The organism is Bacillota bacterium, assembly GCA_023511455.1.
Taxonomy (GTDB): domain Bacteria; phylum Armatimonadota; class HRBIN16; order HRBIN16; family HRBIN16; genus HRBIN16.
Window position 1 is genome coordinate 1 of the sequence record JAIMBJ010000060.1, and the last position, 10,397, is coordinate 10,397.

Annotated in this window: 9 protein-coding genes; all 9 read left to right on the forward strand. The window is 62.4% G+C overall.

The features are described 5' to 3' along the window. The first annotated feature begins 186 nt into the window (after nt 1–186). The 9 genes from K6U75_16950 (at nt 187) to K6U75_16990 (ending at nt 10,182) form a co-directional block, all read left to right on the forward strand. Nucleotides 187–348 carry a hypothetical protein gene (locus tag K6U75_16950; GenBank protein MCL6476722.1) on the forward strand — a complete coding sequence of 54 codons (162 nt, stop codon included), beginning with the start codon at nt 187–189 and terminating at the stop codon, nt 346–348. Nucleotides 349–463: 115 nt separating this feature from the next. Beyond that, nucleotides 464–1,711, forward strand: a complete 1,248-nt coding sequence (gene cmr1 / locus K6U75_16955; GenBank protein ID MCL6476723.1) for a type III-B CRISPR module RAMP protein Cmr1 — start codon at nt 464–466, stop codon at nt 1,709–1,711. Further along, nucleotides 1,711–3,384 (forward strand): type III-B CRISPR-associated protein Cas10/Cmr2, encoded by a 1,674-nt coding sequence (gene cas10 / locus K6U75_16960; protein MCL6476724.1) that lies wholly within the window; start codon nt 1,711–1,713, stop codon nt 3,382–3,384. Before cmr1 ends, cas10 begins: the two co-directional genes overlap by 1 nt. Next, nucleotides 3,381–4,517: a type III-B CRISPR module-associated protein Cmr3 gene (gene cmr3 / locus K6U75_16965; GenBank protein ID MCL6476725.1), complete on the forward strand. Its 1,137-nt coding sequence runs from the start codon at nt 3,381–3,383 to the stop codon at nt 4,515–4,517. The genes cas10 and cmr3 overlap by 4 nt, the downstream gene beginning before the upstream one ends. Before the next feature lie 15 nt (nt 4,518–4,532). Continuing rightward, nucleotides 4,533–5,402 carry a type III-B CRISPR module RAMP protein Cmr4 gene (gene cmr4, locus K6U75_16970; protein MCL6476726.1) on the forward strand — a complete coding sequence of 290 codons (870 nt, stop codon included), beginning with the start codon at nt 4,533–4,535 and terminating at the stop codon, nt 5,400–5,402. Next, complete coding sequence (cmr5, locus tag K6U75_16975; GenBank protein ID MCL6476727.1) at nt 5,399–5,794, forward strand: type III-B CRISPR module-associated protein Cmr5; 396 nt, start codon at nt 5,399–5,401, stop codon at nt 5,792–5,794. Before cmr4 ends, cmr5 begins: the two co-directional genes overlap by 4 nt. A gap of 1 nt (nt 5,795) precedes the next feature. Then, the gene (gene cmr6, locus K6U75_16980; protein MCL6476728.1) at nt 5,796–6,887 is read left to right on the forward strand and encodes a type III-B CRISPR module RAMP protein Cmr6; all 1,092 of its coding nucleotides are present in this window, start codon (nt 5,796–5,798) and stop codon (nt 6,885–6,887) included. Between the two features lies 1 nt (nt 6,888). Beyond that, nucleotides 6,889–8,100 carry a TIGR02221 family CRISPR-associated protein gene (locus K6U75_16985; protein ID MCL6476729.1) on the forward strand — a complete coding sequence of 404 codons (1,212 nt, stop codon included), beginning with the start codon at nt 6,889–6,891 and terminating at the stop codon, nt 8,098–8,100. A gap of 12 nt (nt 8,101–8,112) precedes the next feature. Next, the gene (locus K6U75_16990) at nt 8,113–10,182 is read left to right on the forward strand and encodes a penicillin acylase family protein (protein MCL6476730.1); all 2,070 of its coding nucleotides are present in this window, start codon (nt 8,113–8,115) and stop codon (nt 10,180–10,182) included. The last annotated feature ends 215 nt before the right edge of the window (nt 10,183–10,397 follow it).

Sequence of the window (10,397 nt, forward strand, 5' to 3'; positions counted from 1 at the left end):
GGCTCAGCATGACAGTGTGGCGTCACCCAGCAAAACAGGCGCATGGCTCAGCATGACAGTGTGGCGTCGCTCAGCAACACAGGCGCATGGCTCCTGCAACTTATCCTGCCTTTCGCGTGTCACTGTATATGGTTGCCTCTTCCCCGCATGGACGGAAACCGGCGGCAACCGAAGGAGGCGTGCCTCATGCGGGACTGCTGTGCCATGTTCGGATGCGCCTTCCTGATGGCGTGCGGCATCGCTGTACTGAGCGCGGCGGCGCCCGTGCTGTTGGTGCCCCTGATTATCGGGCTGCTTCTCATCCGCTGGGCGCAGCACCAGATAGGCGATCGTCACGGGGACGAGTAGCCCCCGCGCGGCGGGGTTTGAAAAAAAATTTTCGAAAAAGTCCGTTTCGAAGCAGGAAAACCCCAAAGGGAACACGAAGAAGAGACCAGCAGCACCGTGTCAGGAGAGTTCTGTCATGCGACGTCCATCACCTGACATCTCGCCACCGGACTGGCAGCCGCCCGCGCAGGAGGACGGCTTCACCCTGCACCTGCGCCTCATCACACCGCTGTTCGGCGGGGGCTACGAAGCACGCGAGGTCGACCCCGTGTGCATCATCCGCCCGGCGACCGTGCGCGGCAACCTGCGCTTCTGGTGGCGCGCCCTGTACGGGGGACAGTACGCCAGCGCGAAAGACCTGTTCCAGGCGGAGGCTGAGCTGTGGGGCGCGGCAGCCCTCGAAAAAAACCCCGCTACCGGTAAAGTGCGCCTGCGCGTGACCGACGTGCGCTCCAACGCCAAACCGGTGACCATCGAGGACTTCCGACCGCGCGGCAGTCCGGCAAAGGTCGGTCCGGAAGCGCAGTATCTGCTGTATCCGTTTCAGGCGCAGAGACAGCAAAACCTTCCGCCTGCCAAGGGCATTCCCGATGTGCAGTTCACCCTGCAGGTGTCTTTGGATCCGAGCCTGTCGAAATCGCAAAAACAACAGGTGGAAAACACCCTCAAGGCGTGGATTGCTTTTGGGGGCGTTGGGGCGCGCACGCGGCGTGGGTGTGGCGCGTTGACGGTGACGCATGAGCAGGGTCGCTGGCTGCCGCCGGCGGATGAGGAGAAACGCAAGCAGTGGTTCCGCCAGCTGCTGCCTGCAGGCGAGCCGCCGAAACCGCCACGACTGGCACACCTCTCTGGGGCGCGTATCGTGCTTGGTGCTCCGAAAGGGTCGCCTAAGGACGTATTGCACGATCTCGGCAGTTTCTGGGCAGCGTTCCGCAAGGGGCACGTGGGAAGCAAAGCTTACACACCCATGGAAGGCTGCCGCTGGTCCGACTACCGCAAGGCGCTGTTGCAGTTCCACAAGCAGCACGGCAACACCATCTCCCTTGCCAAACCGTTTCTCGGTCTGCCGATTGTCTACCAGTCGTTCAAAACCGCGCCTTACGCGCCCACCATCGAGTCCGCCGAGACCGGGCGCATGGCGTCGCCGGTCATCCTGAAACCGCTCGCCCTCGCTAATGGGCAGGTGTGCCCGATGTGCGTGGTGTTATGGGTGCCTCTACCGACCAGCGTCCGCATCAAGCCACCCGACCAGCAGGTGAAGCTCGTGCCGCCTCCGCAGGACGCGGTGCTGAACGATTTGCAGGTCAGGCATCCGCTGGAGGCGGTGGTTAAAGCGGCGCAGCTGCGCTGGAAAACGCAGGCATTCGGGATAGGAGGTGCGTGATGCGCTACCTGCTCACCCTCTCCATCGGTCCCGTGCAGGACTTCATCGCGGCGGCGCGGCGCACGGTGGACCTGCAGGCGGGTTCCAAACTCCTGCAGCAGCTGGCAATGCACCTCGCGCAGGACATTCAGGACAAGGGAGGCACGCTCATCTTCCCCGCCAGCGCACAGGTGCCCGGACCCAACAAAGTGGTCGCCACCATCGATACCGATGACCCCGCGACGTTCGCCCAGCAATTGCGTGAGGGGGCGGTGCAATGGCTATGGCAACAGTGGCAGACCGCACGCGACCGCATCCCCAGCGTGCCCCTCGACGACCACCTTGCCGAGGAGCAAATTAAGCACTTTCTGGAGTTCTACGCGGCATGGGTTCCCCTGAACGGCGACTACGCGCAGGCGCGCCATCAGGCGGAGCGGCTGCTGGCAGGACGCAAAGCACTGCGCGACTTCCGACAGGTTCCCTGCCGCCCCGGCCGCCCCAAAAGCCCGTTAGACCCGTCGCGCGACACGGTGCTGAAGCTGGAGCAGGGGCTTCGCATCCCCGATGAGGCGCAAAAAGAGCCTCTCTTCCTGAAGCGCACCGAGTATCTGGACGCCGTCTCCATGCTGAAGCGGCTGCTGGGGGAGAAAAAAGTGCCCTCTACCTCACTCATGGCAGCGCGAGCCATCCTGCCCATCGCCGACCAGCAGGCGGTGCAAGAACTGCAGCGCATCGCCGACAACGCGCCGGGCGCGGTGGACATCGGCGACCTGATGTTCCCCACTCGCGTGCAGGAGCAGATCGAAGAAGGCGAGCCGCCCCTCCGCAACTACCTGCAGCGGCACCAGACCGAGATTGACCATCTGCGCCGCCGGATACTGGACAGCCTCAGCCCGCGCCTCAGCGAGTGCCCGCCCTACTACGCCATCCTCGCCGCCGACGGCGACCGCATGGGGCAGCTCATCAGCGCACAGCGCGACATGCAAAGTCATCAGAAACTCTCCTCTGCGCTGGCGGACGTGGCGGAGGAGATGAAAAAAGTGGTCCAGCAGCACCACGGCTATACCGTCTACGCGGGCGGCGATGACCTGCTGGCGTTCCTGGCAGTGAACCAGATACTCTCCTGCGCGTGCCAGCTGGCAGCTGCCTTTAACCAGGCGATGGAACAGTTCCGCAAAGATAAAAATGACGATTCGGGAGGCACCCTGTCCATCGGCGTGGCGATTGTACACCGCATGGAGATGCTGCAGCAGGCGCTGGAGTGGGCGCGCGCGGCGGAGGCGGAGGCGAAAAAGTCGCGCAACGCGATAGCCATCGCCCTGCACACGCGCGGCGGCGTGCCGCTGACCGCCGTCTCCTCGTTCAAAGACGACCCCTATCTGGACGGGTGGAGGCAGTGGCTGAAGGCGTTCCGCGCGGGATTGACGCGGGGCTTCCCCTACGAACTGCAACACCTGGCGCGCGAGGTGGAGAACGCCAGCTTATCGGCAGACAGCCTGCAGGCAGAGGCGTTTCGCATTTTCGACCGCAAGACGGGCAGAGAGGGCAGCGCGGCAGTGAAACAGTTCCGTCCCGCTTTCAAGCAGAGGATGGATCGCATCGGCAAGGCGGAGGATCTCCGTGCCTTTGCAGAACAGCTCATCGTCGCCCGCTTTCTGTCAGAGTATCCTAACGGCGTGGAGGTGCGGTCATGAACAGCCAGATGGTGCGCATCCGGGGAATTGACTCCCTGCTGTTTCGCGATGGTCGCCCGTTTGGCGCGGAGATTGGTTCGCTGTCCGCGCGCACGCTGTCGTGTCCCTATCCCGCGACGGTCACCGGCTTCGTGCGCACGTTTCTGGGAAACCGAATGCTGATAGACTGGAACCGTCGGGAGGACATCCTGCGCGTGCTGGCGATAGCGGTATACGGTCCGCTTCTGGAGCGCAACGGCGACGCAGTCTTTCACGCCCCTGCCGATGCCCTGATAACCGGCACGCCGAAGGAACCATCGGTGTTTGCCCTGCGCCCATGGCCAGACCTGCCCGAACACGCCGGTTGCGACCTGCCGAAGCATCTCGTCCCCTTGCGCGTAGACACCGACGAGAAGCCGGTCAAGGGCTATGAATACTGGGACGGCGCGTCGCTGATGCGCTGGCTGGAGAGCGCGGACGGCTCGGGCTTCACCCCGCCGCAACCGGTCGGCAAGATGGAGGTGGAACAGCGCACCCACGTCGCCATCGATGACGAGAAGGGCGTCAGCGCGGAAAGCCTGCTGTACAGCGTGGAGTATCTGTCCTTCGAGCGGTATCGCTGGGGCAAAAACGGCTCGCGAGAGCGGTGGGCGCTGCTGGCGCGCCTTGAGGGTGACGAAGACCTATCCCTTGCACGCGGCGTGGGGCTTCTGGGTGGCGAGAAGCGTCTGGCTCTGCTCGAACCGGCGGAAGATTCCTGCTGGCCCACCTGTTCGGAGACCCTGCGCCGCGCTTTGAGCCAGAGCCAGCGCGTGCGGATGTTTCTGGCAACGCCCGCTATCTTCGAAGGGGGCTGGAAACCGGGTTGGCTCAACGGCAAGCTGGAAGGCTCCCCGCCCTGCGCATCAGGTGTCCAACTGCGTCTCATCGGCGCGGCGGTGAAACGGCGCGAGGCGGTTAGCGGCTGGAGCTATCGCAAGGACCGCCAGCAACCGAAGCCCCTGCGCCTGCTCGCGCCTGCAGGAAGCGTGTACTTCTTTGAGGTGCTGGAGGGCGACCCCGCTGTGCTGGCAGACGCCTGGCTGCGCCCCGTCAGCGACGATGAACACGACCGACGCGACGGCTATGGACTGGTATTGTGGGGAATCTGGTAACGGAGGGACGCTACGATGAGCAATCACAGCACACGCGCCAAACTGCTCTACTTACATGCGCTAACGCCCGTGCATTCCGGCACCGGGCAGGCGGTGGCGGTGGTGGATTTACCCATCGCCCGCGAAAAAGCCACCGGCTGGCCCATCATCCCCGCCAGCAGTCTGAAAGGCGTCCTGCGCGATGCGCTGAACAACGGGCAGAACAAAGAGTGGATTAACCGCGCCTTCGGCAGGGACGTGCGCGGCGAGGAAGAGGGCGAGGCGGGTCTGCTGTGCTTCACCGACCAGCGCATCCTGTGTCTGGCGGTACGCAGCTACTTCGGCACCTTCGCCTACGCCACCTGCCCGCTGGTGCTGGAACGCTTCCTGCGCGACGCCCACGCGATGGGCATCGCTGCGCCTTTCGCGAAGGTTCCGCCCGTCAGCGACTCCCCCGAGGGCTTGAATGCGCTGGTGGCGAAAGGCTCCGCCCTTGCCCGAAATAGCAGAGTCTATCTGGAAGACCTGGACCTCGTTGCCAGAGAGGACGACGCGGTAACGCAGATAGCGAACGCGCTGGCGGGCACGCTCTTCACCAATAACCCGCAGAGCATGGTGCAGCGGTTCGTGCTGGTCTCGGATGAGGTGTTCAACTTCCTGTGCGAGACGGCGGTGGAGGTGGTGGCGCGGGTGCGATTGCAGGATGACACTAAGACCGTCGCTCCGGGCGCGTTATGGTATGAGGAAGCAGTTCCGGCGGAGAGCATTTTCAGCGGCGCGGTGCTGGTAGCCGACCATTACCGCAAAAACCCCGAGGAACTCTGGAACAACTTTCAGCCCAGCCTGATTCAGGTGGGCGGCAACTCCACCGTAGGGCGAGGCTTGTGTCGGGTGGTGATGGCATGAAAACACGCGCACAACAGGATATGGAGCTGGCGGCGCGGCTGGTGCAGGGGGTTCGCGATAAGGAGGACAAGGAAACCTGGCAAATCTACGGTGGTCTGTGCCACAGCTTCCCCGTGATGGTACGCACCTGCGGCTTATGTCAGGCTCTGGCGTTCTCGCAGGCAAAGGCGGGTGATGGTCAAGACGCGCGAGAGAAGGCACACCGCTTGCTGATGCAGCATGTGCAGAAGGTTCTCGCGCTGAGCGGCGACGTCCTGCCCGCGGTGCGCGAGGCTTCCGCCAGCCAGTACATGCTCTATACCCGTCGCGTCCTGTCCGCATGGGTCTATTTCAAGCGCTTCGCCGAGTCCATCCTTGAAGTGAAGAGCGCTGCGTCGGTCGAGGAGGGGTAGTATGGCAACCGATGCGATACGCAAGCCTCTGCGGGAACATCTGGCTGTGCAGGGGCAGCTGCAGGCAGGGCAACACGTGGGGCTGATGCTCGACCGCTATCTCACCCAGCACGACGATGAACACACGGGCGCGAAGCAGCTTTACGAACTGGCGCAGCAGTGCGAGGTATCGCCTGTTTACAAATCGGCGTTCTCCCGCTGGCGCCAGTCCCTGCAACAGTTAGAGGGCGTTCGGCTCTTCACCGCCACCGCGGCTTCCCCCATCGCCGTTGGGCTGGGCAACGAAAGCGTGCTGGAGGTGGGATTGACTGTCCACCGCACCTACGGCGTTCCCATCATCCCCGGCTCCGCGCTGAAGGGGTTGTGCCGTCGCGGCGCGCTGCGCCTGAAGGGCGATGGGAAGCTCGCCGACGAACAGTTGCGCGTGTTGTTCGGTTACTCCGACGATAACGGGCGCGCATCCGCAGGCTACATCGTCTTCTGGGACGCCTGGTACGACCCCGCCTCTGCGGAGGGCAAGCCGTTCCACCGCGACACCATCACCGTCCACCACGCCGACTACTACACCAGCCGGGGACAGGCGTACCCGACCGACTTCGACGACCCCAATCCGGTGCCGTTTCTGGTGGTACGCCCGGGCGCGCGCTTTCTCTTCGCCCTGCAAGCCCCCGACGATGGCTGGGGCGCGTTCGCCCAGAACCTGTTGCAGTGGTGCCTGCAGTATCTCGGCGTGGGCGCGAAAACCAACGCGGGATACGGCTACTTCACCGTAGATGAGGGCAAAGCAGATACCTCTCCCGCGAAGGCAGCACCATCGGCGAAGCCCATCCCTGTGGATACGGCTGCGGACATCTGGCAGAACGTCGTCGTCAACTACAATCCGGGGCAGCGCGTGCTGCAGGTGCAGCGAACTATCGAAGGGCGTAGCGAGGGAGCCTTTGCCGACCCACAACGTACCCAGCAGCTGCTGGCTACCCTGCCCGAGGCTGCGAGGCAAAAACTCACGCAGGGTAAGCGCCGCCTGCTCGCCGATGTGCAGATAGAAGTGAGTGGTAACCGCAAGCTCATCGTGAAGATAACCCCGAGGGAGTAACATGAAACTGCTGACCTTCTTGGGAACAGGCGAATACCAGAAAACCACCTATGTCTTGGATGATTACCGCTGCGAAACCGAGTTTGTTGCGGAGGCATTAGCGACTTGGCTGTCTGCGGACAAGGTGGTGGTGTTTCTTACGAAGGAAGCTGCACAACACGAAAATTGGAAACAGTTGAGCCACCGACTGCAGAGAATTGAGGTGCAAACGGTATCCATTCCCGACGGAAGGACCGAACAGGAAATCTGGGAGATTTTCGACTGCGTCGTCACTAGCGTCGAGCACGGGGACGAAATCGCCATTGATGTGACCCATGCCTTTCGCTCGTTGCCGATGGTGCTGGTGGCGGTTGCGGCTTTCCTGCGCACGGTGAAGGAGGTACGGGTCAGACATATCTTCTACGGATGTTACATGAAGGGCGAGCCAGCGGCTCCCGTGATTGACCTGAACCTGCTGCTCGAGCTGCTGGACTGGATGGAAGCCACCCGTCGCTTCAAAGAGATAGGCGACGCTCGCTGGATTGGCGAGAAGCTGCGCAGCACGCAAGACCGTCTGCGCCGCGAGCAAAAAGGGGAACCGACCTCGCTTAAATCTGCAGGAGACAGGCTCATCACCCTGTCGCAGGCGTTACAACTCGCACGCCCCATCGACGCCGCCAAGGCCGCAAAGCAACTACAGGGCCTGCTGCCAAAGGCGTCGGGGGAAATTCAGACATGGGCAAAGCCCTTCACCCTGCTCATCGACGACGTACAGGCGCAGGTAGAGCAACTGGCTTACGAAAATACTGACGTCCTGGACAGTTCACACCTGGAGAAGCAGCTACAGTTCATCGAACAGCTGCACCAGTACGGCTTGGTCATGCAGGCCGCGCAAATGGCGCGGGAATGGGTGGTAAACTGGGCAATGTGGTACAGTCACGGCGAGGGTTCTCTGTCACAAGGCGAGTGGCTCGACCCCTGCAGACGAGGGTACATCGAGAGCGTCTTGTCGAGTGCCTTCCGTGCCGGAGGAGAGGCACATCCCCCCGATTGGCTCAAAGACCCCGATTTGATAGCCATCCTGCGCGACCTCTGGCCTTCCCTTGCTGACCTCCGCAACGACTTCGCGCACTGTGGAATGCGCAAACAACCGCTCAGTTCAGAGGATTTATACAACCAGAGCAAGAACTTACTCCCGCAACTTCGCGACCTGTGGCAAAAAAGCGAACCATAGCGGGAGGAGAAAATGTCTCGTCGTATGCTGGGCATTCTGGCGGGCTGGGTGTTGCTCGCCAGCATCTGTTTTGCGGAGAAAGTAACCATCTACCGCGATACGTGGGGTGTGCCCCATATTTACGCGCAGACCGAAGAGGGCGTCGCCTACGGACTCGGCTGGGCGCAGGCAGAAGATAGACTGGAGCAGTTGCTCAGAAACTACCGTCTCGCCGCGGGCACGATGGCGGAGGTCTTCGGAGAGCAGTGGATAGAACACGACTGGCTGCAACGATTCGTCGGGCACGAGGAGGTCAGCCGACGCCGCTACCGCGAACTGCCTGCCAAAATCCGCGCGGTCATCGAAGCCTACCAGCAGGGCGTCAAGGACTATATGAGGGCGCACCCCGAGCAGGTTCCCGCCTGGGCACCGAAAATCGAGCCCTGGCAGGTGGTCGCGCTGGGGCGATATATCATCTTCAACTGGCCCATGGGACGCGCGCTGGCGGAACTGCAGCGGCGCAACGAGGTCAATCTCCCCTTCAGCTCCAACCAGTGGGCGGTGCGCCCCGAACGCACGGCAGAGGGCTGCGCCATCCTGCTGATTGACCCCCACATCCCCTGGGACAACGAGTTCCGTTTCTACGAGTTCCGCGCTCACGGGGGCGAACTGCATATATCCGGTTTCGGACCACTGGGTGCGCCCCTGCTGGGACTGGGACACAACCGCTATCTGGGCTGGGCGGCTACCACCGGCGGTCCCGACACCACCGACATCTACGTGGAAGAGGTAAACCCGAACAACCCGCTTCAGTATCGCTATGAGGGCCAATGGCGCAATATGACGGTGCGCAAGGTGCGTATCAACGTCGCTGGCAAGCCACCGGTGGAGCGAGAGGTGCACTATACCCACCACGGACCGATTTTCCTGCGTGAGGGCAACCGCGCCTACGCCGTCGCCACACCGTATATGAACGAAGTGGGCTTCGTGGTGCAGCTGTACCGAATGGCGACCGCCCGCAACCTGAAAGAGTTCCAGCAGGCGATGGCGATGAACCATTTCATGGAGCAGAACGTGATGTATGCCGATGTGGAGGGCAACATCTTCTATGTGCGCACCGGACGCGTGCCCATCCGCCCGAAAGGCTACGACTTCAGCAAACCCGTTCCGGGCAACACCCGTGCCACCGAGTGGCTGGGCATTCACCCCATGAAAGACCTGGTGCAGCTGCTGAACCCTTCGCGCGGCTACATGCAGAACTGCAACATCGGTCCCGACAATATGCTGGTGAACTCGCCGCTGACGGCAGATAAATATCCCGAATACATCTACGGTACGCGCCCCAACGAAAACAACTCGCGTGGCAGGCGGGCGGTGGAACTGCTGGAAAACACTCCCCGCATGACGCTGGCGCAGGCAATCGCGATTGCACTGGACGCCCACGCCGACATGGCGGAACAGTGGAAAGACGCGCTGACATGGGCAGCAGGACACACGTCCGACCGGCAGCTGGTCGCGAGCCTGCAGCCCACCATCAACCTGCTGCAGCAGTGGGACGGCTTCATGAACGCCGACAGCGCAGGCGCGACGCTGTTTCGCTTCTGGCGAGAAGCCATCAAACGGTTCACTCCACCGATTGACCCCGAAGCGGTGCGTGCCCGCAAGCCTTTGACCCCGGAGCAAGGTGATGCTTTGCTGAAGGCGCTGGTGCAGGCGGTAGAGGAGATACGCAGCCGCTATGGACGCCTTGAGGTACCCTGGGGCGAGATACACCGCGTGCGTCGTGGCGGCAAGTCGTGGCCCATATCGGGAGGAGAAACCGGAGGAGGACAGACCCTGCGGGCTGTTGGTGCACGAATGGAACAGGACGGCATCTTCTACGGTTACACCGGGCAGAACTGGACGCAGGTGGTACTGTTCCGGAAGGGAGCGGTGGAGTCCTACAGTGCCAACCCTTATGGTCAGAGCGACCATCCGGACTCGCCGCACTACACGGACCAGGCAGAGAAGCTGTTCAGCAAGAGCCGCCTGAAACCCACCTGGTTCGAGCGCGAGTGGCTGGAAGGGCACATCGAATCCACCACCGTGCTGGAGTGGAGATAGGCGGTGCGTTCACAGAGCACCAGCGCAGCGCCGCTGGAATCCGGAAGAAAGGGACGCCTCGCTTGCGCTCGCACGAACGCGCAGGAGGGCGTTCGATAAATCGCCTCGAGGCTTGTTCCAGCGACTGAAGCGACACTGTCCTGTCATGCTGAAGTCTATGTTGTTTGTCAAGGGCTACCAGCCGCTACCCCCCCACAGCGGGCATATACTCAGAC

What these genes read in the sequence shown, in the direction of transcription:
- K6U75_16950 (MCL6476722.1), top strand. Translation starts at nt 187, where the DNA reads ATGCGGGACTGCTGTGCCATGTTCGGATGCGCCTTCCTGATGGCGTGC.
- cmr1 (MCL6476723.1), top strand. Translation starts at nt 464, where the DNA reads ATGCGACGTCCATCACCTGACATCTCGCCACCGGACTGGCAGCCGCCC.
- cas10 (MCL6476724.1), top strand. Translation starts at nt 1,711, where the DNA reads ATGCGCTACCTGCTCACCCTCTCCATCGGTCCCGTGCAGGACTTCATC.
- cmr3 (MCL6476725.1), top strand. Translation starts at nt 3,381, where the DNA reads ATGAACAGCCAGATGGTGCGCATCCGGGGAATTGACTCCCTGCTGTTT.
- cmr4 (MCL6476726.1), top strand. Translation starts at nt 4,533, where the DNA reads ATGAGCAATCACAGCACACGCGCCAAACTGCTCTACTTACATGCGCTA.
- cmr5 (MCL6476727.1), top strand. Translation starts at nt 5,399, where the DNA reads ATGAAAACACGCGCACAACAGGATATGGAGCTGGCGGCGCGGCTGGTG.
- cmr6 (MCL6476728.1), top strand. Translation starts at nt 5,796, where the DNA reads ATGGCAACCGATGCGATACGCAAGCCTCTGCGGGAACATCTGGCTGTG.
- K6U75_16985 (MCL6476729.1), top strand. Translation starts at nt 6,889, where the DNA reads ATGAAACTGCTGACCTTCTTGGGAACAGGCGAATACCAGAAAACCACC.
- K6U75_16990 (MCL6476730.1), top strand. Translation starts at nt 8,113, where the DNA reads ATGTCTCGTCGTATGCTGGGCATTCTGGCGGGCTGGGTGTTGCTCGCC.